The organism is Actinophytocola sp. (genome assembly GCF_049647105.1).
Lineage (GTDB): Bacteria > Actinomycetota > Actinomycetes > Mycobacteriales > Pseudonocardiaceae > Actinophytocola.
In genome coordinates, this window is sequence record NZ_JBARWZ010000032.1 from 1 (window position 1) to 23,762 (window position 23,762).

Below are 23,762 nucleotides of genomic sequence, written 5' to 3' on the forward strand. Positions count from 1 at the left end.
GCGCCGGCCTGACCCTCTACGCAGTCCTCCGCGAACTGCAACAACATCTCGTCGTCATCGCCGGCGCATGCCACACCTGCCAACGCCCCTTTCCCTTACACGCAACGACCTAACAAAGCACTACTAGCAGCGCGGCGGGGTCCGCCCGGCGTCGAGGTCCTCCAGCGCCTCGACGGCGCCGGCCAGCGTCTCCACCTTCACGAGCTGCATGCCCTCCGGCGCGTTCGACTTCGCCTCCGCGCAGTTGTCCGCGGGCACCAGGAACGTGCCGGCCCCATCCTCATTCGCGGCGATCAGCTTGAACGGGATGCCGCCGATGGGCTGGACGTTGCCCTTCACGTCGATCGCGCCGGTGCCCGCGACCGTGCGGCCGTTCTCCATCTGGCCGGGCGTGAGCGTGTCGACGATCGCGAGCGCGAAGATCAGTCCGGCGGACGGGCCGCCGACGTCCTCGAGGTGGATGGTGGTCTCGAAGTCGACGTCCGCGCGGTCGGCGGGCGCGAGGCCGAGGAAGCCTTCCGGCCGGTCGTCGCTGCCGAAGTCGGCGGCCTTGCCGAGTTTGACGTCGACGGTCTTCTTGGCCTCGTCCTCGTGCTGGAACGTGATCGACACGGTCTGCCCCGGTTTGGTGCCCTGCAGCGCCTCGCGCACGTCCTCCTGCACGGCGATGTTCTTCCCGTTCACCACCCACAGGCGATCACCCGGCTGGATGACCTTGTCGGCGGGCGCGCCGCGGGTGATCTCCTGCGCGATGACCTTCACCGGGTTGTCGAGCAGCCGCAGCGCCGCGGTCTCCGCCGCGCTCTGCGAGTCCTGGAACATCACCTTGTTCTCGCGCTCGAGGTCCTCCTGCGTCTGGCCGGGGCCGAAGTACTCGTCGCGCGGCGCGAGCGCGTAGCGGCCGCTGACCCACCTGCCGAGCGCGTCGAACAGGGTGACCTCGTCGTTGATCGACACGGTGGTCATCCGCAGCTGCCCGCTCGTCGGGTAGCTCTTGGTGCCGTCGACCTCGATGACCGCCTGGCCGTTGACGTCACCGAGCGTGTCGTAGGTGGGGCCGGGACCGATGGAGACGTACGGGACTTTCACGAACCCGCCGATGAGCGCGAGGGCCGCCACCACGACGAAGCTGACCGCCACGGTCCACCCGCGCCGGGTCAGCCCGCGGGGGTTGTCGGTGCCCGGTTCGTAACCGATTGTCCGCGGGGCCTCGACCTGGGGGCTCGGAGAGTCACTCACGGGTTGACAGGGTACGGCGTGTTCCCGGCAAGCGAATCACCGCGCGTTACTGGCGTGGCGAGCCCGCGTACCGTGGACACATGACCGAGTTTCCCTTTGGCTTCGGACCGCCGAACCCGGACGACCGCGGCAAGAAGGAGCCCTCAGGGCAGGGCGAGAACCCCGCTGAGGCGTTCAACCAGCTCGGCCAGATGCTCAGCCAGCTCGGGCAGATGCTCAGCCAGGCCGGCACCTCGGCCGGGCCGGTGAACTACGACTTGGCGAAGCAGATCGCGATGCAGCGCCTGACCTCGGGCGATGTCGGTTTCCGCACGTCGACGGAGTTCCAGAGCGCGGTGACCGACGCGGTGCACCTCGCGGAGATGTGGCTCGACCCGGTGACGATCCTCCCGGCCGGCGCCACCGCGGTGAAGGCGTGGACGCCGCGCGACTGGGTGGAGAACACACTGCCGACGTGGCAGCGCCTGTGCGACCCGGTCGCCCGCAGGGTGTCGGGCGCGTGGGTGGAGGCGCTCCCCGCGGAGGCGAAGGAAGCGGCGGGCCCGCTGCTGTCGATGGTCAGCCAGATGGGCGGCATGGCATTCGGTTCACAGCTGGGCAACGCGCTGGCTCAGTTGGCGTCGGAGGTCCTGACGTCGACCGACATCGGACTGCCCCTCGGCCCGCCCGCGACGGTGGCGTTGCTGCCCCAGAACATCGAGGAGTTCACGACCGGCCTCGAGCGCCCGACCAGCGAGGTGATGGTGTTCCTCGCCGCGCGCGAGGCGGCGCACCAGCGCCTGTTCGCGCACGTCCCGTGGCTGCGGCAGCGCCTGCTGGCGACGGTGGAGGAGTTCGCGAGCGGCATCCGCGTCGACACCTCCGCCCTTGAACAGCTGGCTACCCAGATCGACCCGGCGAACCCGCAGTCGATCGAGGAGGCCATGCAGTCGGGCATGCTGGAGCCCCAGACCACCCCGGAGCAGAAGGCGGCCCTGACCAGGCTGGAGACGCTGCTGGCCCTGGTGGAGGGCTGGGTGGACGTGGTCGTTGGCGACGCGGTGACCGAACGGCTCCCCGGCGGCGACGCACTGCGCGAGACCCTGCGCCGCAGGCGCGCGAGCGGCGGTCCCGCCGAGCAGACGTTCGCGACCCTGGTCGGCCTGGAACTCCGCCCGAGGCGCCTCCGCGCGGCAGCGGCCCTGTGGCGCGTGGTCGGCGAGCAGCACGGCCTGGAGGCCCGCGACGGCATCTGGGCCCACCCGGACCTGGTCCCCACGGCGGAGGATCTGGACGAGCCGATGGACTTCGCCGAGCGTGTGGGCAGGAAGCCCGCCATCGAGGACGACCCGATCGCCGCGCTGGAACGCGAGGAACAGGCCGAACGCGACCGGGAAGAGCCGGGCAAGGGCACCGACGAGCAGGCCTGACACCGCACGACCGAGTACCACGCTGAGGGTCCTCCGAGACGGATCTCCACCGTCCCGAAGGGCCCTTCCGCGCATCCACGGCAACGCCACCGAGCCCACCACCCAGCGACTGCCATCCAGACAACCCGAACGAACGACTGGCAACGCCAACCGGTCCCACCACACCGGCCACCATGCCAACCCCAGCCCCCGCCCCAGCGCGGCCATGCAGACCCCGGAGATCAGTCCTCGGCCACCACCCCCAGCCCAGCAGCCGCCGACAACCCCTCCAAGTACCCCATGGCCCGATCGGTCTTCGGGTACTCCCGCACCAACTCCCAGAACTTGGCGTTGTGCGAGGGCACCAGCAGATGCGCGAGCTCGTGCACGAGCACGTAGTCCAGCACCCATCCGGGCACGGACTTCAGGTGCTCGCTCACCCGGATGGTCCCGTCGGCGGGCGTGCAGGACGCCCACCTGGTCCGCATGGGCGGCACCCACCGAACGCTGTTCGGTGTGGCGCGCCCCTGAAGATGTTTGGCCGACAGTTCGGCACAGCGACGTAACAGCGCCTCGTCCGACGGCTTCGCCGGTGGGAGCTTCCGAGGCTCGCCCTTCAGCAGCTTCTGCTGCATCTCGGCGACCCAGTGCGCCTCCTCGGCCTTCGACAGCCGGGCAGGGATCAGCACAACCAGCGTGTCGCCATCGCGATACGCGGTAACGGTGCGCGTGCGGCGCTTGCTGCGTCGCACCTCGACTCTGGATTCGGCCACGGCTGCCACGTTACGACTCCGCACCGACAAAACGGAGTGCGTTCCCCGACACGGCCACGGTCACCTGCGCAAGCCTGTGGATAACGATTTCGTCGCCTGCGCGGAGTCGGCGAACCTGTCCACATGACGAAACAACTGCCGACGCGGCCACGGGTCGTCGCCGGTCTTCCTGTGCTGCGACGCAAGGGCGGTGAGCTGCAGATAGGCCTCGATCCGCGGCACGCGACGGTGGTCGAGGGGCTGTCCGACCAGGTGGCGGCGGCCGCGGGCAGGCTCACCGGTGACCGCACGCGGGACCAGCTCGCCGACGGCCTCGGCGACGCGGACCGGCAAGCGCTGACCGACCTGCTCGGCAGCCTCCACACCCAGGGTCTTCTCGAGGACGCGACCCCGACGCCCGCGCGGCTGTCGGGCGAGGTGTCCGCGGCTCAGGTCCACGCGCTGGCGTCGGGCCTGCCACCGCACGACCACCCGATCGGACGAGCCGACCTGGCGGTCGTCGTGCAGGGGGACGGCAGGCTGGCGCCCGCCATCGGCTGCCTGCTCGCGACGGCGGGCGTCGGCTGGGTGCACGTGGCGGCGACGGGCACGGTCCGCCCGGAGGACACCGGCGCCGGCTACCGCGCGGAGGACATCGGCGTGCCGCGTCTGGTGGCCGCGCGCCGGGCGCTCCGCAGGGCCGAGCCGAACGTCCGCACCGCTCAGTTCGACGCGGCACGCGCGCCTGACCTGGTGGTTCTCGCGGACGCGCTGGTGCCGAGACCGGAACGGGTGGACATGTTGATGCGGGCGGCGATCCCGCACCTGTTCGTGCGTGTGCGGGACACGACCGGCATCGTGGGCCCGCTGGTGGTCCCGGGTCTGACGAGCTGTCTGCGGTGCGCCGACCTGCACCGTTGCGACCGGGACGCGTGCTGGCCGCAGCTCGCCGTCCAGTTGGTCGGGCAGACACAGCTCACCGACCTGGCAGGCACCCAGGCGACGGCGGCGTTCGCGGCGGCGCAGGTGCTGGAGGCCGCGGGGTGGCTGCGGGGCACAGCGGAGCGGCCGACGACGTGTGAGACAAGTGTCGCACTGGAGCCCCGTACGGCCACCGCGCGTCATCGTGCCTGGTCAGCGCACCCGCGGTGTCCCTGTGGTGCCGCTCGGCGACAGCTCGACGGTATGGCGCACTGCGCCAAAATTGCTGCGCACACCGGTGAGGAGTTGAGACACTTGAATCGTGACGGAGATGCCTCGTAAGACCGCGGCACGTACTGCGCGGCTCGCCAGCATCCCGCTCGGAGTTGCCGGGCGAGCGGTCGGCGGCTGGGGAAAACGCCTGGTCGGGCAGAACGCCGAGCAGGTGAGTGCCGAGCTGTCCGCGAAGACCGCCGAACAACTGTTCGCCGTGCTCGGCACCCTCAAGGGCGGCGCCATGAAGTTCGGGCAGGCACTGTCGGTGTTCGAGGCCGCGGTGCCCAGCGACATGGCGGAGCCGTATCGGGAGGCGTTGACGAAGCTGCAGTCGGCGGCGCCGCCGATGAGCAGCCAGGCGACCCGGCGGGTGCTCGCCGAGCAGCTGGGCCGCGGGTGGGAGGAGCGGTTCGCGTCGTTCGACGACGAGCCCGCGGCGGCCGCGAGCATCGGGCAGGTGCACCGGGCGGTGTGGCACGACGGCCGCGCGGTGGCCGTGAAGGTCCAGTACCCGGGCGCGGACCAGGCGCTGATGTCGGACCTGCGGCAGCTGCAGCGGTTCAGCAAGCTGTTCCAGACGGTGGTGCCGGGCACCGAGGTCAAGCCGCTGCTGCAGGAGCTCTCGGACCGGATGAGCGAGGAACTCGACTACCGGGCGGAGGCCGACAACCAGCGCGCGTTCGCGAAGGCGTTCGCCGGTGACGACCACGTACTGGTGCCGAGGGTGGTGGCCAGTGCACCCAAAGTGCTGATCACGGAGTGGGTGGATGGCCGGCCGCTGTCGTCGATCATCCGAGACGGATCCCGAGCGGAGCGCGATCTGGCCGGTCTGCGGCTGGCCGAGTTCCACTACTCGTCCCCCGCGCGGGCCGGACGGCTGCACTCGGATCCGCATCCCGGCAACTTCATGATGACCGGGAACGACCACCTGTGCGTGATCGACTTCGGTGCGGTGGCACACCTGCCGGACGGGCTGCCGCCCGCGCACGGCCGGATGATGCGGCTCGCGCTGGACGGCCGGTCGGCCGAGTTGCTGGACCTGCTGCGGGACGAGCACTTCATCCGTGCTGACGCGCGGCAGCAGCCGGAGGCGGAGCACGTTTACGCGTACCTGGCGCCGTTCGTGGAGCCGTTGAAGACGGAGACATTCCACTTCACCAGGCAGTGGATGCAGGAGCAGGCCATGCGGGTGAGCAACATGCGCGGGCAGGACTTCCGCACCGGCCGGACGCTGAACCTGCCGCCGCAGTACCTGTTGCTGCACCGGGTTCTCGGCGGTTCGACGGGCATCCTCTGCCAGCTGGACGCCGAGCTGCCGGTGCGCGAGATGATCGTCCGCTGGCAGCCGGGTTTCGCGGACTGAGGCGGCCGGGAGGCTCCGGGCGAACGAAAGTCCCATTCGCTCGCACACCTTGTCCCCATCTTCGCCCCACCCATTCAGCTCGCCGCCCCGCACGCCGAACATCCAGGCATGCACCACATCTCCGCCTCCGACAACATCACGACGATCGCCGAGCTACGTGCGAACGGCGTGACGAACCACGCGATCACGACCCGCTGCCGGCCCTCAGGTCCGTGGCAGCGCGTGCTGCCGGGCGTGGTGCTGATGAGTGCCGCCCGCCCGACGAGGCGACAGCGGTTACAAGCCGCGATCGCTTACGCGGGCCCGAACTCGGTCGTGTCGGGCGTCGACGCGATGCGTGCGCACGACGTGGACGTCCCCCTGCACCCGGACGTGCTGGTGCTGGCACCTGCCGCGCGACGGCTGGCGAGTCGCTCCTACCTGACGGTGGAGCGCACGACCAGACCGCCGGACCCTGCGGTCCACGCGGGTCTGCCGTACGCGCCGCTTGCCAGGGCGACGCTGGACGCCGCCCGGCGCGCGGCGGACCGTGAGCAGCTGCGCCTGTTGCTGACGTCGGCGATCGGGCCGTGCACGGTGGCCGAGTTGCGCGCGGAGCTGGACGCGGGCAGCCAGCGCGGCTCGGCCGCGGTCCGCGCGATGCTGACGCCGGACCTGGCGGGCGCGGCGGAGGTGGTCCCGGAGGAGGTCACGCTGGCCCGGCGGTTGCTGCGCGGGACGGCGCTGCCTCCACCCCAGTGGCACCCGCCGATCCACGACGACGCCGGCATGTTGCTGGGTGCCCCGGACGCGTGGTGGCCGGAGGTGGGGCTGGCGTGGGATGTGGGCCCACGCACGCGTCACCACGACCCGCGTGTCTGGTCGACAGCGGGTCTCACTCTCCTTCGCACGGACCCGCAACGCCTCGACACCGCACCGGTCGTGGTGACGGACGAGTTGGTCGCGGCGTTCGCGTCAGCGGCGGCGAACATGCGCCGCCGCGCGGGATGACGGATCGGATCAAGAATTCAGGAGCACACCATGAACCATTTCCACAGGGATGCGGCGAGTACTCACCAGTACTCGTCGGGCAGCTTCCCCTCGATGTCACGCACGTGGGTGCGTGCGCACGCCGGGCACAGCCAGCTGCGGCCGCGCTCATCGTGGGTCATGACCCAGGCGAGTGCGTCTGCCGGCGACGCCTCGGCACGGGACCGGCCGCAGCGCGCGCAGTGCGCGGCGGCCGGGTCGGGATTGTCGATCATGGCACGGAAGCTTACGTCAGGCCGGCTTCTGTCCAAGGTAGACGGTCGAGGCGCCGAGCACGAACACGTCGTCCCGTGCGCCCACGTACGCCTCGTCACCGGGGTCGACCAGGCGGGCGATGGTCTCCCGGTCGGTGGCGGACAGCCGGTCCTCCCCCACCCCGCTCATCCAGGCGATCCAGTCCACAACGGACAGTCGGACCGCTTCTGGCGCGGGCGCCGGGTGATCGATCACGTAGCTGAACGAGTACACCCCGGTCAGCCCGGCCGCCTCGAGTGCTGTGTTCCAGCCGACGGGGAGCGCCCGCACGCCGGGCATGTCCGCGCGCATGCCGACGAACCAGTCATCGCGTGCCGCGGTCAGCCGGTTGCCGAGGCCGGGTTCACCGATGCCGAGGTCCCACGGCAGGCACTTGGTCGCGAGACCACCCTCGGACAGCGCCAGCCAGCCGCCGGGCACGAGCACCCGCGCCAGCTCGTCGATGGCCGCCTGCTGGTCGGGGAGGTGGTGGACCACGCGTGACGCCCACACCAGGTCGGCTGGAGGCAGGAGCTCCGCCAGCCGGTCGCCTGCCGCGTCGGCCTGGACGGCCTCGACCTCCACGGAAGTACCGGCGGCGGCGTGACGGACAAGCGAGGTCGCGGGTTCGAGTAGTTCGTCGACGGCGTCGCTGAGCACGACCCGGCCACCGCCGTGTGCCGCGAGAGCCCTGGCGAACGCGGTGCTCATACCGCCACCACCCGACCCGATGTCGACGATCACCGGCTTGGCGACCGCGCAGAGGAGGCCGACGAGCCGGTCCGCGACATCACGATCGAAAGGAGCGTCAAGCTCGTCGGCACGACGGAGGGAGGAGAGCCGGGCAGGCCAGTCGACGTTGTCGTGAGTGTGCTTGTGCGCCATGCGAGCGACGTTATCGGCTTTGCCTCACAGACGTCGCAGCCCGGCGAGCACGCGATGCATGAACGCGAGGTCGGGTTCACCGTCACCGCTGGTACCGGCGGTGGGGTGGACGACGACCACGCCCGCGGTGGCGAGGTCACCGAGCAGAACGCGCACGACTCCGAGCGGCACCGACAACAGGGCGGCGACCTCGGCGACTGATCGCGGCTGGACACACAGGTCGACGATCATCCGCCGGTGGTGGGTGGCGAGCACGGCGTCGGCACCGGGATGCCAACTGCTGGAGACCAGTGTCTCGAGCGCGAGCACATAGCTGGAGCGAGTGCGGCCACCGGTGTGCGTGTAGGGCCGGACGAGGGCGCCCGCCCACGGTCGGATGAGCGGCATGGTGCGCTCGGCGGACTGCTCGGGCGTGGGCTCGCCTGACGGCGTCTCACTGGGCGAGTCGTCGACAACTGGGGTGCTCCCGGTGTCGAACTCCTTGGCACGTTTGGGTTTGCGCACGGAGTAGGGCCCGAATCGAGCACCGGTGCGCCCAACGAGTTCGACGTCGCCGGCATCGTCGCCGTCATCCTCAGCGGGCGACACGGGGTCACCGGCCTGCGCACCTGCACCGTGCGACACGTGGACGGACGACACGTGGACGGACGACACGTGGGCGGACGACACGTGGGCGAGGGACGCCTGGTTGGGCGACGCGTGTGCAAACCCCTCGCGGGCAGACACGTGGGCACCCGAGCCGGCGGCGGCGGCCGAAACCGGGCCGGGCGACACCTGGGACGAAGCCGCCCGCGTAGGCGTCACGTAAGCAGGCGAGGCGGGCCCGTACGACGCGGGCGCGGGCAAGGCGTGGGCAGCCGACGCGTGGGCACCTGCCCCGGCTGGCGGCGCGGGTGGGGCGTTGGTGGGCGAAGGGGAGGGGAAGGCGGCGGGAGGGGCGGGGGCGGGGGGCGGGGCCGAGGCCGATGTTGGTGCTGCTTCTGCTGGGGTGGCGGGGTCGGCTCTCGGCGTTGTCTCTTCTGGTTCTTCTTCGTGGATGGCGGGGAACCGGGCACCGGTGCGGCCGACGCCCTTGGTTCGCTTGCCATTGGTAGACCGCCGCCTGCCGGCGGTGGCCAGGTGCCGCGAACCGTCGTCTCGTGTCATCTCCGCCCCGTTCGGGGGAACTCCGGGTCGAACCAACCAAGCACGATACGACTGATTCCGGCGCCATCGGTGACAACAATGTTTCCGGCACGTTCCGCGCCCGCTAACCGGGTTGTGCGCGGCGCCGGTCGAGCGGGGCGGTCTGAGCTACCACCGGAGGCGAAACCCTTGTGCGGCAACGGATTTGCGGTGCGGGAAATCGGGATTCGCAGGGCATGGGGGCGGAATTCTGCGTGCCGCGTGCTTTCGCGAAGGAATTTCTGGTGGGCCGGAGGTTGTGCGCGGTCCGGCGCAACAGCGTTGGGATGGGTGGCGCATTGTGGTGCACCGGCGAAACCCCGGTACGCGACATCGCCCGCCCCGGCGAGAACCGGGGCGGGCGATGCGGTCTTGTGCGGTTGAACTAGAGCAGGTCCTGCGCGCGCCTCGCGCGTCTTGCTGCCCACGCCGAGAGTTGTTCCCAGCGGCGTGCCGAGTTCAACCGGCGGCCCAGGCGCTGCTCGGCAGCGTCCTGTTCCGCCTCACGCATTCGTTCTCGTGCCAGATTTTCGTAGAGCAACATTGTCTTGGTCCCCTCCGGAACGATCAGATCCACATGATTGGCCGGCTTGTCGAGCGGGTGACGGGTCATGCCGCTGCCTCCTGTGCACGGGCGGCACGCTCGGCCGCCTCACGAGCGACGTCCTCCTTGCGCGGACGGCCACGCGGCCGCTTGCGGGCGATGACCGCCCCGCGCTCGAAGATCTCGCCACCCCACACGCCCCACGGCTCCTGCCGTGCCAGCGCACTGGCCAGGCACTCCGAGCGGACCGGGCAGTCCACGCACAGCCCCTTGGCCTGCTCGAGGTCGGCCGGGGTGTCGGCGAACCACAGGTCAGGGTTGTCGCCCGAGCGGCACGGCAGGTCGAGGCCGGCCGATGGCGCCACGTCGAGCAGTTCACTAACGCCGAGAAGGTCCGGTGGTGCCCCGCTCGCCAGCGGGACCGTCGCGGTACTCATCAGGGTTGACTCCTTGTTCGGTGTGTTCTCTTGTCGCGGTTTGTCCTGAAAAAACACGAAGGCCGCGGATCCGTTTCCGGGTCCGCGGCCTTCGTGAGCCTTGGGTCTTGACCTGTCGGTCAAGTCCTTCGCTCATGAGGTGGAGCGGACACAATGGTCGGAAGATCAGGGTTCTGGATCTGCACACGCGCGGCCGCCAGTTCGCCGACGAATCGCTTGCGCTCGACGATGACCGGCAGGTGGGCCGTACCGGCGCCACCGATGACAGACGTGTGCCGTGTCATGGACATGGGGTAGCCCGGGGTGCACTTGATGAGAGTCAAGTTCCTCACGATGGCCACCTCCCCACTGTCCTCGAGATCTTCAGGCCTCCCGGCCTGGCTACTGCAGGCTATTAGGCCCGCTCAAACCCGCGCAACAGGTTTTTCGGGACTTCTTCCCGATGCGTTACATGTCACCCGATGGGGCAGTGCCCGCGAGCAGCGCGAGCACCTCCGAACCGAACTTCTCCAGCTTGCTCGCGCCGATGCCCGCGATCGACACCAGGCCAGAAGAGTCGGCTGGCCGCTGCTCGGCGATCGCGGTGAGGGTGGCGTCGGTGAACACCACGTACGCAGGCACTTTGAGCATCCGCGCCCGCTTGGCCCGCCACTCCCGCAGGCGCGCGAGCAGCTCCTCGTCGATGTCCGCCGGGCAGTTCACGCACCGGCCGAGCTTCGTCGCGACCGCGCCGACGAGCTGCCTTCCGCACACGCGGCACAGCGTCGGCGCGACGCCGGACTGCTGACGGGCGCGGGTGAGCCGTGAAGTCGGGTGGTCCTCGGGGATCAGCCCGTAGAGGAAACGGCTGCGGCGGCGCGGGCGGCGGTTGCTCTCCGAACGCGCCGTCGCCCACGAGAGTGACAGGAACTGCCGGGCCCGGGTGACGCCGACGTACAGGAGCCGCCGCTCCTCCTCGATCGCCGCGTCGTTGCCGTCGGCATGCAGGATCGGCAGCGTCCCCTCGACGAGACCGACGAGGAACACCGCGTCCCACTCCAGGCCCTTCGCCGCGTGCAGCGACGCGAGCGTCACGCCCTCCACGGTCGGCGGGTGCTGGGCCCGCGCCCGCATGTCCAGCTCGACGACGTACTGCGCGAGGTCCGCGCCTTCGACCGTCGACGCGAGCTCCTCGGCCAGTTCGACCAGCGCGAGCAGCGACTCCCACCGTTCGCGGCCCGCGCCACCGGTCGGCGGGTCGGGGGTCAGGCCGAGCGGCGTCAGCAGCTCACGCACCAGCTTGGGCAGCTCGCCGGTCGGCTTCCGCACGGCCGCTGTGCGCAGCGCGGCCGTCGCCTGCCGGACCTCGGTCCGCATGAAGAACCGCTCGCCGCCTCGTACCAGGTACGGGATGTCCAGCTCGGACAACGCCTGCTCGAACGCCTCCGACTGCGCGTTCACCCGGTACAGGACGGCGATCTCGCTGGCGGACGTGCCGGAGTCGATCAGCTCGGAGATCTTCCGCGCGGCCGCGGCCGCCTCCGCCGCCTCGTCCTCGTACTCGGCGAACACCGGGTCCGGCCCCGGCTTGCGCTGGCCGACGAGCTTCAGCCGCGACCCGGCAGGCCGGTCGCGGGCGGCGCCGATCACGCGGTTGGCGAGCGCGACGACCTCGGGGGTGGACCGGTAGTCCCGTTCGAGCCGCGCCACGGTCGCGTGCGGGAAGCGGCGGGTGAAGTTCAGCAGCGGCCGGGCCGACGCGCCGGCGAACGAGTAGATCGTCTGGTTCGCGTCGCCGACGACGGTCAGGTCGTCCCGCTCCCCCAGCCACGCGTCGAGCACCCGCTGTTGCAGCGGCGTCACGTCCTGGTACTCGTCGACGACGAAGCAGCGGTAGCGGTCGCGGAACTCCTCGGCGACCGCCGAGTGCTCCTCCAGCGCGGCCGCGGTGTGCAGGAGAAGGTCGTCGAAGTCGAGCTGGTTGGCCCGCGTCTTGATCGCCTCGTACCACTGGTACACCTGCGCGACCTGCTCGGCCGGCGCGGGCGGCTGCCGGTGGAGCTTCGCCACCTCTGCCGCGTAGTCGTCCGGGCTGACCAGCGACGCCTTCGCCCACTCGATCTCGGTGGCGAGGTCGCGGAGCACCTCGGACTCGGTGCCGGCACCTGCCTTGTGCGCGGCCTGGCTGACCAGCCGGAGCTTGCCTTCCAGCAGGTCCCACTGCTGCCCGCCGACGACCCGTGGCCAGAAGTACCGGAGCTGACGCAGCGCGGCCGCGTGGAACGTGCGTGCCTGCACCCCGTGGATGCCGAGGGCACGTAGCCGCGTCCGCATCTCCCCCGCGGCCCGCGCCGTGAACGTCACCGCCAGTACCTGACCGGCGGCGACATGCCCGGAGTGGATGAGGTGCGCGATGCGGTGCACGATCGTGCGGGTCTTGCCGGTACCCGCCCCGGCCAGGACGCAGACGGGGCCCCTCGGCGCGTTGATCGCGGTCAGCTGCTCGGGGTCCAGTCCGGTGGTGTCGGCGTTGCCCTCGGAATCCTCGACAGCCACGACACCCATGCCGGGCATCCTGACAGATCGGCGCGCGGAAGCGTTCGACGGACACGGTGTGCGGCCGCCTGAGTCCGGTGTTAGGCGCGCCCCGTATCCTGGTGTTTATGGCTCAGAAGTTGGACAAGGCGGCGGCCGCCGAGGCGAAGAAGGCTCGGAAAGAAGCGTCCAAGGCCAAGCGCAAGCAGATCTTCCAGGCGTTCAACATGCAACGCAAGGAGGACAAGGCGCTCATCCCTCTGATGCTGGGCGTCTTCGTGGTGGTCGCGGGCGTGTTCTTCGGCCTGGGCCTCATCTGGGACATCCAGTGGTTCCTGCTGCCGGTCGGCATCGCGTTCGGCCTGCTCGCGGCCGTGATCCTGTTCGGGCGCCGCGTGCAGAAGAACGTGTACACGAAGGCCGACGGCCAGCCGGGCGCCGCGGCGTGGGCGCTGGAGAACATGCGCGGCCGCTGGCGGGTGACCCCGACGGTCGCGGGCACCACGCAGCTCGACGCCGTGCACCGGGTGCTCGGCCGCCCGGGGGTCGTCCTGATCGCGGAGGGCGCGCCGCACCGGGTGAAGACGCTGCTCGCGCAGGAGAAGAAGCGCGTGGCGCGGGTGGTCGGCGACACCCCGATCTACGACTTCATCGTCGGCAACGACGAGAACCAGGTGTCCCTGCGCAAGCTGCAGCAGACGATCATGAAGCTGCCGAACAACCTCAAGCCCGCACAGATCGACACGATCGAGAAGCGGCTGTCGGCACTCGCCGCCCGCGGCGCCCAGCTGCCGAAGGGCCCGATGCCGCAGGGCGCGAAGATGCGCAACGTCCAGCGCACGATTCGCCGTCGCTGACCGGACGCTCCAGAATTGTCGGTGCCTCGTGAGAACGTGGCCGGCATCAGGAAGGAGACGCCATGACCGCCGAGATGCACGAGTTAGAGGCTGACTCCTTCCACTTGCTGACCATTGGGGAGTACGCCGCGCTCGGTGAGACCGAGCACGGCTACACCGAACTCATCGAAGGCCGCCTGATCATGTCGCCGAGTCCGGTTCCGGACCACAACAATGCCGCTCTCGAACTGGCGGTCGCGTTGCGCCCACGACTGCGGGAAGACGTCGAGGTCCAGCTGGACGTGGACATCAACCTACAGCTGGCGCCGCTGGATGAGCCCGGCTCCAGCAGGCGACCGGACCTCATCGTGGTGCAGCGTGACGCCCGCAAGCGCGTGCGTGCCGAGGGCGGGATGGTCCGCGCGTCAGAGGTTCTGCTGGTCGTCGAGATTGTCTCGCCGAGTTCGAGGCGCATCGACCACGTGCACAAGCGGAACGACTACGCCGATGCCGGGATCCCGAACTACTGGATCATCGACATCGACGAGCCGATCTCGTTGACCGCGTGCCGGCTGACCGAGCAGTTCGGGTACCAGGACGACCAGACCTCGACCGGGACGTTCCGGACCGAGGTGCCCTTCCCCGTGGAGATCAACCTCGATCGCCTGGTGTGATGGCAGGCAGGACGGCTCGGACGGCGGTGCCGCCGTCACCGCTCTCGTAGGAGAACTCGCCTTCGATCTCGCGGGCTCGTTGCGCCATGAAGCGCATGCCCATGCCGTGCTTGCCCGCGCCGGCGGGGACGCCGACGCCGTCGTCGCTGACCTGTACCGCCAGGCGGCCGTCGTCCAGGGTCACCGTGATCTCGGCGCGGGTGGCCTGTGCGTGCCGGACCACGTTCGTCAGCGCCTCCGCGACGATGCGGTACGCCGCGACCTCCACCGGCTTGGACAGCGGCGCCAGTTCCGGCGGGAGTGTCGCCTCCACCTTCAGTGACGGGCCCGACAGGAACACCGCCAGCTCACGCAGTGCGCCTGACAGTCCCAGCGCGTCCAGCTCAGGTGGCCGTAGACCGTGCACGACCCGGCGCAGGGTGCGGAGCGCGTCGTCGATGCCCCGCATCGCGCGGTCCATCAGGCCGACGCCGCCGAAGTCGGCGGGCAGCAGGGGCCGCACCGCCTCGATCTGCATGCGGGTGCCCGCCAGCGTGGGGCCGACGTTGTCGTGCAGTTCGCGGGACAGGCGGGACCGTTCCTCCTCCCGCGCCGTCACCACCTGCTCACGCGACCGGAGCAGCTCCTCGTCCAGCCGCAGCGCCGCGACCACCGGCGCCACCTGGTCAGCCAGCGACGCAAGCGCTTGCGCCATGCGTTCGTCCACGTAGGGGTGGCCGTCGGACGGCAGCACCATCAGCTGTCCCACCCGCACGCCTCGGTACCACAGCTCGAACGGCGTCGGCGTCGCGCCGCCCGACCGGTCCATCGAGCCCACCTGCGCCAGCCGCCGCAGACCGCTTTCGGTCTCCAGGTCGAGCCGCGCCATCCGCAGCCGCAGCGACCGCACGAGCTGCTCGCACACCACGGCGGGCACCTCGGTCGAGTCGAGCTGGTCGCGCATCCGGTTACCGAGGCCAACCGCCAGCTCGACCACGTCCACCCGCCGGCCCCACAGCAGCGACCGCACCCGCCTGACCAGCAGCAACGTCACCGGGAACAGCAGGGCACCCACCACCCCGACCGCCAGCACCGAGGACGGCAACACCGCCGCCAGCAGCGCGTAGCCGCCGAGATAACACCCGAACACCGTGCCCGCCGACGCCACCCCCACGATCGCGCGGCGCACCGCCTGGTCCAGGTCGTAGAGGCGATCCCGCGTCACCGCCACCGCGATCGCCAGCGGCACCAGCGCGAACGCCAGCACCTCAAGTCCGCGGTCCAGCACGGGCGGCAGCTGACCGGAGATGCTGTCGCGCACCACCGCCTGCACCGCGCCGAACCCGAACGCGCACAACAGCAGCGTGATCCGCCGCCGGTGAACACCGCTCGCACGCAGCCAGCGCCCCACCAGCCCGGCGACCGCGAGGATCGTGGCGCCGAGCAGCAGGTACTCGCCCACCGCGAGCAGCGGCGTCGCCACCGGCGGGTGGGCGAGGGGGTTCTCCACCGTCCGCCTGCCGACGAAGTCGGCGTCCTCGAACGCGAGACCGACGCAGTAGACGACGGTGCCCGCGGCGGTCAGCGCCACCGCCCACCACCAGCGGCGGCTGGGCAGGCGGCCGTCGGGGTAGATCATCGGCAGCAGCGTGGTGACCGCCCAGATCGGCGGCGCCCACAGCCACGACTGCACCCACATGAGCACCGGCGAACCCGATGCTCCGGTCAGGACCGTCAGCAGCACGCCGACGCCGGCCCACGCGGCGATCGCCAGCATCGTCCAGCCGAGCACGTTGCCCGGCTTGTGCCAGGTGACCAGCACACCCATTGCCGAGAAGAACACGGCGACCGCGATGTTCAGCGGCACCGGGTCATACGCCGAGTATCCCCACGCGTCGTCGATCTGGGTGCGCACCGCCGACGCGATCGCGGTGCCGAGGCCGACCGCACCCAGAGTGACGGACAGGGAGAGCACATGACCACGCAGGTGGCTGCGCATGTCCGGCTCCTCGGGCAGCGGTGAACTCGCCAGTAGTCGGCAAATCGTAATTGGTCCGACCAGCAGCCGGCAGCGGCCTATCGGGTACGGACGACCATCGTCCCGGTGACCTTGTCGTGCAGGCCACGGCCGTCCGCGTCACCGATCGCGGCGGGCAGGATCAGCGCGGTCAGCACCGTGCGCGGCACCGCGCGGACCGGGCCGACCATCGGTTTGCCGTCGATCCGCACGACCCGCAGCCCGAACAGTGCCTTGCCCGCGGTAAAGCCGAACAACGCGACCATGACCGAGGTGACCACGAACCACACCAGCGTGGCCGCGAGCTGGAACGTCTGCATCACGTCCGGCCGGTTGACGTCCGTCTCGACGAACAGGCTGGTCGCCAGCGCCATCAGCACGAAGTCCACGAGCAGCGCGAGCAGGCGGACACCGCGCGTGGCGATCGAGCCGGGCCCGTTCTCCGGGAGCCCGAACCGCTGACCCGGCCACTTCTGCGGATCGTCACCGGTCTCCCCGATGCCGCCGGAAAGCCACGAACCCGTCATCCTGCTCACGGCTCCCCCTCGCAGGCTCCGGGGAGTCGTTGTCCCTGTATCGACTGGTTCGCTCCGCAAGCTCCGCTCACGGCTCCCAGAGTAGGACCAGTCGCGTTGGGGCCTTGAGGCTGGCATGCTCGGTCTCGGCTCGGCCCCGCGCCCACGTCGTTAACACCGGCGAAACATCGGGGTGATGGCCGGGCAACACCGCGCTCATAGCTTGACCGCGAGCGCCCCCGGAGTAGAGGTAAGGAGCCAACGAGCGTGTTCAAGAATTCCGACGAGGTCTTGAAGTTCATCTCCGACGAAGAGGTGAAGTTCATCGACGTCCGGTTCTGTGACCTCCCGGGCATCATGCAGCACTTCACGGTGCCGGTGCAGTCGTTCGACGAAGGCACGATCAACGACGGCCTCGCGTTCGACGGCTCCTCGGTACGCGGTTTCCAGGAGATCCACGAGTCGGACATGCTCCTGCTCCCCGACCTGGCTACCGCGCGTGTGGACCCGTTCCGGGTGGAGAACACGCTCATCCTGAACTTCTTCGTGCACGACCCGCTCACCCGCGAGGCCTACAGCCGCGACCCGCGCAACATCGCGCGCAAGGCCGAGCAGTACCTGGCCGAGTCCGGCATCGCCGACACCGCGTTCTTCGGCGCGGAAGCCGAGTTCTACGTGTTCGACTCGGTGCGGTTCGACTCGGCGGAGAACGGCTCCTTCCACGAGATCGACTCGATCGAGGGCTGGTGGAACACCGGCGCCGACGAGGAGGGCGGCAACCGCGGGTACAAGACGAAGTACAAGAGCGGCTACTTCCCGGTGCCGCCGGTCGACCACTTCGCCGACCTGCGTGACGAGATCTCGCTGAACCTGATCAACTCCGGCTTCACCGTCGAGCGCGCGCACCACGAGGTGGGCACCGCGGGCCAGGCCGAGATCAACTACAGGTTCAACTCGCTGCTGCACGCGGCCGACGACCTGCAGCTGTTCAAGTACATCGTCAAGAGCACGGCGTGGGAGGCGGGCCGGACCGCCACGTTCATGCCGAAGCCGCTGTTCGGTGACAACGGCTCGGGCATGCACTGCCACCAGTCGCTGTGGAAGGACGGCGAGCCGCTGTTCCACGACGAGTCCGGCTACGCGGGCCTGTCCGACACGGCACGCCACTACATCGGTGGCCTGCTGCACCACGCGCCGAGCCTGCTCGCGTTCACCAACCCGACGGTCAACTCCTACCACCGGCTGGTGCCGGGCTTCGAGGCGCCGGTCAACCTGGTGTACTCGCAGCGCAACCGCTCCGCCTGCGTGCGCATCCCGATCACGGGCGCCAACCCGAAGGCCAAGCGCATCGAGTTCCGCTGCCCCGACTCGTCCGGCAACCCGTACCTCGCCTTCTCGGCGATGGTGATGGCCGGCCTCGACGGCATCAGGAACAAGATCGAGCCGCCGACGCCGATCGACAAGGACCTCTACGAACTGCCGCCCGACGAGGCCAAGGACGTCGCGACCGTGCCTGCTTCGCTGGACGCGGTGCTGAACAGCCTCGAGGCGGACCACGAGTTCCTGCTCGAGGGCGGCGTGTTCACCTCAGACGTGATCGAGACCTGGATCGCGTTCAAGCGCGAGAACGAGATCGACCCGCTCCGCCTTCGCCCGCACCCGTACGAGTTCGCGCTGTACTACGACGTGTGATCTGAGTCGATTCCACGGACACAGGCCGGCGGTCGAGGGGCAACCCCGACCGCCGGCCTGAACTATGTCCGGGAGGGTGGTTCGGCCAGCAGCACGCTCACGTCGAGGCCGGTCGACTCCAGGGCGGCACGCGGGTCGGCGAACAGCTTCCGCGCGTCCAGGTCCATCACCCCGAACACGCCGTACACCTCGGCGGACAGCGTCCCGTCGACCTTGGTGATCTCCTGCTCCAGCGTGAACGTCTTGCCGGTGCCGAACTTCGCCACGCACGACACGTCCACCACGTCGTTGCCACGCAGCTCGCTGCGGAAGTTCACGGTCGTGCTCAGCAGCACCGGGCCGATCCGGCGCCGCGCCAGCTCGTCCCACTCACACCCGGCGGCGACGAACGCCTTCATCCGCGCCACCTCCGCGTACTGGTGGTACACGGCGTGGTTCACGTGCCCGAGCGAGTCCAGCTCGTAGCCACGCACCTCGATCCTCGTGCGCAAGCCCATGGCGTCACCTCAGTCGTCGTAGAACAGCCGTTCCACCACACCACGCGCACGCCGCAACGTGCGACGGTATGAGTCGAGGAACTCACCCGGATCGGCCTCCCCGTCCTGCCGGATGACCGCGGCGACCGCCGCCAGCTCCCGCCCGGACGTCGGCGGCTGGTCTGTCTGTTTGCCACGCACCAGCGTCGCGGCGTTGCGGACCCTGGTCGCGAGCAGCCACGCCTCCCGCAGCGCGGTCGCGTCCACCTCGTCGACGAGCCCCGCCTCGGTCGCCGCACTCAGCCCGTCCACCGTGGACGTCGTGCGCAGACCGGGGTGCTCGTGCGCGTGCCGCAGCGCCAGCAGCTGCACCGTCCACTCGATGTCGGCGAGCCCGCCACGGCCGAGCTTCGTGTGCGTCGCCGGGTCGGCGCCACGCGGCAGCCGCTCGGTGTCCACCCTGGCCTTGATGCGCCGCACCTCACGGATCCGATCGGCGTCCAGGCCGTCGGCCGGGTACCGGATCGGGTCGATCAACGTGACGAACCGCGCCCCGAGGTCCTCGTCGCCCGCGATCGGCTCCGCACGCAGCAACGCCTGCGCCTCCCACACCTGCGACCACTGCGCGTAGTACGCGCGATAGGACTCGAGCGTGCGGACGATCGGGCCCTGCCGCCCCTCCGGCCGCAGGTCGACGTCCACATGCAGCGGCGGATCCTGGCTCGGCGACGACAGCAGCTTCCGCACGCTCTGTGCGACCCGCGACGCGTACTTCACCGCGTCCGCCTCGGACGCGCCATCGGCAGGCTCGCACACGAACAGCACGTCCGCGTCCGACCCGTACCCCAGCTCGGCGCCGCCGAGCCTGCCCATGCCGATCACCGAGATCGTCGCGAGCCGTCCGCCCGCCGCCACCGACTCGGCCCGGTCAACGGCCGCCAGCACCGACTGCAGCACCGCCGCCCACACCGTCGACAGCGCATGGCACACCGACAGTGTGTCCATGAACCCCAGCAGGTCCGCCGACGCGACCCGCAGCAGCTCGTGCCGCCGGAACGACCGGGCCGCGGTGACCGCGTTCGGCAGGTAGCCGTGCCGGTTCACCGCCTGCCGCAGCGACCGCGCCACCTCCTCGGGGTCCCGGCCGGCGAGCTTGTCGACGTCGCCGAGCAGCTGCAGCACCTCGGGCGCGCGGACCAGCAGCTCCGGCACCATCTTCGAGGTGCCGAGCAGGTGCGCGAGGCGTTCGACGACCGCCCCCTCGTCCCGCAGCACCCGCAGGTACCAGGGGGTGGCGGCGAGTGCCTCCGACACGCGCCGGTACGCGAGCAGACCACCGTCCGGGTCGGGGGTGTTCGCGAACAGGTCCAGCAGCGCGGGCAGCAACGCGCTCTGGATCGCGGCACGGCGCGACACCCCGTTGGTGAGCGCCTGGATGTGCCGCAGCGCACCGTCCGGCCCGGCGAACCCGAGTGCGGCCAGACGCGCCTCGGCCTGTTTCGCGGTCAGGCGCAACGCGTTCGTCGGGACGCGGGCCACGGCCTCCAGCAGCGGCCGGTAGAACAGCTTCTCGTGCAGCCTGCGGATGCGGCGCATGTGCCTGCGGAAGTCCTCGAGCAGCACCTGCCACTCGGGTTTGCCGCGCGCAGGCTTCACCCCTGCGGCACGCGCGAGCCAGCGCAGCTCGACGACGTCGGTGTCGGCGGGGAACAGGTGGGTGCGGCGCAGGCGCTGCAGCTGGAGCCGGTGCTCGAGCGTGCGCAGGAACCGGTAGCTCTCCCCCAGCTCGGCGGCGTCGGTGCGGCCGACGTAGCCGCGGTCGCCGAGCATCGCGAGCGCGTCGACGGTCGACCCGAGGCGCAGCGCCTCGTCGTTGCGGCCGTGCACGAGCTGCAGCAGCTGCACCGCGAACTCGACGTCGCGCAGCCCGCCGCGGCCGAGCTTCAGCTCGCGGTCCACGATGTCGGACGGCACGTGGTCCTCGACGCGGCGGCGCATGGACCGCACGTCGTCGACGAAGTTGTCACGGTCGGCCGCCGTCCACACCATCGGGCGGACCGCGTCGAGGTACTCCTGCCCCAGCTCCGGGTCACCCGCGATCGGACGGGCCTTCAGCAACGCCTGAAACTCCCAGGTGCGGGCCCACCGCTTGTAGTAGCTGGTGTGCCCGTCGATGCTGCGGACCAGCGGGCCGGCCTTGCCTTCCGGGCGGAGCGCGGCGTCGACCTCGAAACAGGCACCGGACGCGACCCGCATCGTGGCGGTGGCGAGCCGGGTGGCGACGTCCAGGTCGCCGTCGGCGACGAACAGCACGTCGACGTCCGAGACGTAGTTCAGTTCGCGGCCGCCGGTCTTGCCCATCGCGATGACCGTGAACCGGCACTTCTCCCTCGCGGCACCGACCTCGGCCTTGGCGACCTCGAGCGCGGCGCGGATCGCGGCCTCGGCGAGATACGTGAGACGGGCCGTCGCCTGCTGGTAGTCGAGCGCAGGCAGGTCCGGCTCGATGAGGTGTGCGAGGTCCGCCGCGGCAACCTCCAGCAGCAGCCCGCGGTAGGCGGCCCGCAGCTCGCGGACGGCGTCGGCGGGGTCGACGTTCTCGGTGGCCTCGAGCAGCGCGGCCGGATACCGCACGGGCGAGGTCTGCCGGTCGGTGAGCAGCCTGCGCCACTCACCGGGGCGGGCGATGACGAAGTCACCGAGCGCGGTGGACGCGCCGAGCACCGACAGCAGCCTGGCCCGCAGGCCGCGGTCGGTGGCGAGCGCCTGGTTGAGCCCGGACCAGCCCGCCTCGTCGCCGGTGCGCATGCGGTCGACGGCACGCAGCGCGAGGTCCGGGTCCGGGCTGCGGGACAGCGCGATGAGCGCGGGCTCGAACTCCTTCACCGGAGCGCCCTCGGCCCACCAGCCAGCCGCACGCAGCTGGTCGCCCGCCCGGTCGTCGGTGAGGCCGTAGCGGGCGATGGAGACGACGGAACGAACGCGGTCGCCCATGTCTCAGTGCTGGATCAGTGGCAGCGGTGTGCTCGCCAGAGCCAGCTCACCCGACACGAGCTTGACGAACCGGGCCGCGAACGGCCGCCACGTCTCCTCGAGGTCGGCGTGCGCCGCGACGAGCCGGTCGTGCGCCAGGTCGCCGGGCCGCGCGAACTCGGCGGTGTCCGGACTGTTCGCCGCCCAGCTCTCGACGAGCTCCGCGGTGGTCTCGATGTGGAACTGGAGACCGTAGACGGCGCGGCCGACGCGGAACGCCTGGTGCGGGTAGAGCGTGGACGCGGCGAGCAGTGACGCGTTGGGCGGCAGCTGCTCGATCACGTCGGAGTGGAACTGCATGACGTCCGGCATGAACGGCAGGTCCGCGAACAGTGGGTCGTTCCAGCCGACGTCGCGCTTGGCGACGAGCAGCGGACCGACCTCCGGACCGTCCGCACCGGTGGTGACGCGGCCGCCGGTGGCGACGGCGAGCAGCTGCGCACCGAGGCAGATCGCGAGCGCGGGCAGGCCCTTGGTGGTGGCCTCGGCGAGGAGGCGACGGACGTCCGCGAGCCACGGGTGGTCGAGGTCGTCGTAGGCGCCCATGTGACCACCGAGACAGACCAGGCCCTGATGACCACCGGTGTCGGCGGGGAAGTCGCCCGGCTTGCGAATGTCCAGCTCGGCGCCGGCGTCGGTGAGCCAGTCGCCGAGCGGACCGATCGGGTCTTGCTCGTCGAGCTGAAGGACGAGCAGGCGTGGAGGTGTCACATAGTCGAGGGTAGCCGGACGAATTCGAGCTCCGTCGCGTCGTACACCGGGCGGTAGCCGATCTTCTGGTAGATGGAGTTGGAGACCGGGTTGGACAGATCCGTGAAGAGGATGACGTCATCCGCGGCCGCGTCCCTGGCGTGCTGGGAGACGGCCGCGGTGACAGCCGATCCGTACCCGTGCGCACGGTGCTCCGGTGGTGTGTAGACGGGCCCGACGCGGGACATGCCGCCGATGGGTGCGCTGGCGACGGCCCACGCGACGGCCTTACCGCCGTCCTCCCACAGGATGACGCTGTCGCGGTTCTCGAACATGCGCCGGATCGATGCCGGCCCCTCGTCACGTGCCCGCTGGAAACCGAGCGCCTCGATCTCGAAGTCGTCTCGCCACGTGACGAGCAGGTCGAGGTCGTCCTCGGTGGCTTCGCGGGCCTGCCCGGTCGTGACCGGCGGGATCAGCTCACCGAGCCGGAAGAGCCGGCTGGCGAGAGCGACCTTCGTCGTACCGCCGGTGCGCCGGGTCCACACGTCGGCGACCGCCGTGACGTTCTCGACGGGACCACTGACACCGGGCAGCTCGGGATCAGCCGCCAGCCACTGGGTCAGGAAGCTGTCCAGGAGAACAGGGTCGGTCGGCAACCCGGAGACGATGACCGGCCACGGCGGTGTGCGCAGTGCCACACCGATCAGTCCACCGTCGTGGTGGAGGGTGCCCATGATCGGCGCCTGCTCGCGTGCCATACCGAGAAACCGCGCCATGACAGTGAGCGCGACGGTGTGCCGGATGGTGTCCGTGCCATAAAAAGGATCGGCGAGCGCTGTGAAGGCCCGCGGATCTCGGTGCAGCTGCAGGTCCATACCCAAGGGTGACGCGTGAGGTTCACCACGTCCAACGATTTACCTGGAGACGCCAAAAGGGCCTCGCTGTTGCCAGCGAGGCCCTTTGGAAAGAATGTCCGGCGGTGTCCTACTCTCCCACACCCTGGCGAGTGCAGTACCATCGGCGCTGGTGGGCTTAGCTTCCGGGTTCGGAATGGGACCGGGCGTTTCCCCACCGCTATGGCCGCCGTAACTCTATGAAACT

The 23,762-nt window shown here is 70.3% G+C and carries 21 protein-coding genes and 1 rRNA gene; 7 read left to right on the forward strand and 15 right to left on the reverse strand.

Features of this window, described 5'->3' with window-relative positions; all coding sequences use genetic code 11:
- Nucleotides 1–123 precede the first annotated feature (123 nt).
- Entirely contained in the window at nt 124–1,239 is a 1,116-nt protein-coding gene (locus tag WBA97_RS04525) for a YlbL family protein (protein ID WP_424229399.1), read from the reverse strand.
- Nucleotides 1,240–1,319: 80 nt separating this feature from the next.
- On the opposite strand from WBA97_RS04525, the gene WBA97_RS04530 reads away from it, so the two are divergent.
- Complete coding sequence (locus tag WBA97_RS04530) at nt 1,320–2,648, forward strand: zinc-dependent metalloprotease (RefSeq protein WP_424229400.1); 1,329 nt, start codon at nt 1,320–1,322, stop codon at nt 2,646–2,648.
- 221 nt (nt 2,649–2,869) lie between these two features.
- Here the strand turns inward: WBA97_RS04530 and WBA97_RS04535 are convergent, their stop codons facing one another.
- A complete protein-coding gene (locus WBA97_RS04535; RefSeq protein WP_424229401.1) occupies nt 2,870–3,400 on the reverse strand; it encodes a M48 family metallopeptidase in 531 nt (176 codons plus the stop codon).
- 123 nt (nt 3,401–3,523) lie between these two features.
- Here WBA97_RS04535 and WBA97_RS04540 point away from each other — a divergent pair, with 123 nt between their 5' ends.
- From WBA97_RS04540 to WBA97_RS04550, 3 genes are all read left to right on the forward strand, one after another.
- Entirely contained in the window at nt 3,524–4,642 is a 1,119-nt protein-coding gene (locus WBA97_RS04540) for a hypothetical protein (RefSeq protein WP_424229402.1), read from the forward strand.
- Nucleotides 4,632–5,939 carry an ABC1 kinase family protein gene (locus tag WBA97_RS04545; protein WP_424229417.1) on the forward strand — a complete coding sequence of 436 codons (1,308 nt, stop codon included), beginning with the start codon at nt 4,632–4,634 and terminating at the stop codon, nt 5,937–5,939. Before WBA97_RS04540 ends, WBA97_RS04545 begins: the two co-directional genes overlap by 11 nt.
- Before the next feature lie 108 nt (nt 5,940–6,047).
- A complete protein-coding gene (locus tag WBA97_RS04550; protein WP_424229403.1) occupies nt 6,048–6,929 on the forward strand; it encodes a hypothetical protein in 882 nt (293 codons plus the stop codon).
- A gap of 62 nt (nt 6,930–6,991) precedes the next feature.
- Here the strand turns inward: WBA97_RS04550 and WBA97_RS04555 are convergent, their stop codons facing one another.
- The 6 genes from WBA97_RS04555 to WBA97_RS04580 form a co-directional block, all read right to left on the reverse strand.
- Complete coding sequence (locus tag WBA97_RS04555) at nt 6,992–7,180, reverse strand: hypothetical protein (protein WP_424229418.1); 189 nt, start codon at nt 7,178–7,180, stop codon at nt 6,992–6,994.
- 19 nt (nt 7,181–7,199) lie between these two features.
- Nucleotides 7,200–8,087: a class I SAM-dependent methyltransferase gene (locus WBA97_RS04560; RefSeq protein WP_424229404.1), complete on the reverse strand. Its 888-nt coding sequence runs from the start codon at nt 8,085–8,087 to the stop codon at nt 7,200–7,202.
- A gap of 24 nt (nt 8,088–8,111) precedes the next feature.
- Entirely contained in the window at nt 8,112–8,813 is a 702-nt protein-coding gene (locus tag WBA97_RS04565) for a DUF742 domain-containing protein (protein ID WP_424229405.1), read from the reverse strand.
- A gap of 823 nt (nt 8,814–9,636) precedes the next feature.
- Complete coding sequence (locus WBA97_RS04570) at nt 9,637–9,864, reverse strand: hypothetical protein (protein WP_424229406.1); 228 nt, start codon at nt 9,862–9,864, stop codon at nt 9,637–9,639.
- Nucleotides 9,861–10,232, reverse strand: coding sequence for a WhiB family transcriptional regulator (locus tag WBA97_RS04575; protein WP_424229407.1), 372 nt, complete (start codon nt 10,230–10,232; stop codon nt 9,861–9,863). Before WBA97_RS04575 ends, WBA97_RS04570 begins: the two co-directional genes overlap by 4 nt.
- Nucleotides 10,233–10,679: 447 nt before the next feature.
- Nucleotides 10,680–12,776 (reverse strand): ATP-dependent DNA helicase UvrD2, encoded by a 2,097-nt coding sequence (locus WBA97_RS04580; protein ID WP_424229408.1) that lies wholly within the window; start codon nt 12,774–12,776, stop codon nt 10,680–10,682.
- A 98-nt stretch (nt 12,777–12,874) separates the two neighbouring features.
- Here WBA97_RS04580 and WBA97_RS04585 point away from each other — a divergent pair, with 98 nt between their 5' ends.
- Nucleotides 12,875–13,603 (forward strand): DUF4191 domain-containing protein, encoded by a 729-nt coding sequence (locus WBA97_RS04585; RefSeq protein WP_424229409.1) that lies wholly within the window; start codon nt 12,875–12,877, stop codon nt 13,601–13,603.
- Nucleotides 13,604–13,665: 62 nt separating this feature from the next.
- A complete protein-coding gene (locus WBA97_RS04590; RefSeq protein WP_424229410.1) occupies nt 13,666–14,256 on the forward strand; it encodes a Uma2 family endonuclease in 591 nt (196 codons plus the stop codon).
- Here the strand turns inward: WBA97_RS04590 and WBA97_RS04595 are convergent.
- Together WBA97_RS04595 and WBA97_RS04600 are read right to left on the reverse strand one after the other, a co-directional pair.
- The gene (locus WBA97_RS04595) at nt 14,234–16,234 is read right to left on the reverse strand and encodes a histidine kinase (protein WP_424229411.1); all 2,001 of its coding nucleotides are present in this window, start codon (nt 16,232–16,234) and stop codon (nt 14,234–14,236) included. The genes WBA97_RS04590 and WBA97_RS04595 overlap by 23 nt on opposite strands.
- Nucleotides 16,235–16,311: 77 nt before the next feature.
- Complete coding sequence (locus tag WBA97_RS04600; RefSeq protein ID WP_424229419.1) at nt 16,312–16,779, reverse strand: RDD family protein; 468 nt, start codon at nt 16,777–16,779, stop codon at nt 16,312–16,314.
- A 255-nt stretch (nt 16,780–17,034) separates the two neighbouring features.
- Here WBA97_RS04600 and glnA point away from each other — a divergent pair, with 255 nt between their 5' ends.
- The gene (gene glnA / locus WBA97_RS04605; RefSeq protein WP_424229412.1) at nt 17,035–18,459 is read left to right on the forward strand and encodes a type I glutamate--ammonia ligase; all 1,425 of its coding nucleotides are present in this window, start codon (nt 17,035–17,037) and stop codon (nt 18,457–18,459) included.
- A 62-nt stretch (nt 18,460–18,521) separates the two neighbouring features.
- Here the strand turns inward: glnA and WBA97_RS04610 are convergent, their stop codons facing one another.
- From WBA97_RS04610 to rrf, 5 genes are all read right to left on the reverse strand, one after another.
- Nucleotides 18,522–18,956: an acyl-CoA thioesterase gene (locus WBA97_RS04610; protein WP_424229413.1), complete on the reverse strand. Its 435-nt coding sequence runs from the start codon at nt 18,954–18,956 to the stop codon at nt 18,522–18,524.
- A gap of 9 nt (nt 18,957–18,965) precedes the next feature.
- Nucleotides 18,966–21,929: a bifunctional [glutamine synthetase] adenylyltransferase/[glutamine synthetase]-adenylyl-L-tyrosine phosphorylase gene (locus WBA97_RS04615; RefSeq protein WP_424229414.1), complete on the reverse strand. Its 2,964-nt coding sequence runs from the start codon at nt 21,927–21,929 to the stop codon at nt 18,966–18,968.
- Between the two features lie 3 nt (nt 21,930–21,932).
- Entirely contained in the window at nt 21,933–22,679 is a 747-nt protein-coding gene (locus tag WBA97_RS04620; RefSeq protein WP_424229415.1) for a type 1 glutamine amidotransferase, read from the reverse strand.
- Complete coding sequence (locus WBA97_RS04625) at nt 22,676–23,536, reverse strand: GNAT family N-acetyltransferase (protein ID WP_424229416.1); 861 nt, start codon at nt 23,534–23,536, stop codon at nt 22,676–22,678. The genes WBA97_RS04620 and WBA97_RS04625 overlap by 4 nt, the downstream gene beginning before the upstream one ends.
- Before the next feature lie 96 nt (nt 23,537–23,632).
- Nucleotides 23,633–23,749 (reverse strand): 5S ribosomal RNA (gene rrf / locus WBA97_RS04630).
- Between the last annotated feature and the right edge of the window lie 13 nt (nt 23,750–23,762).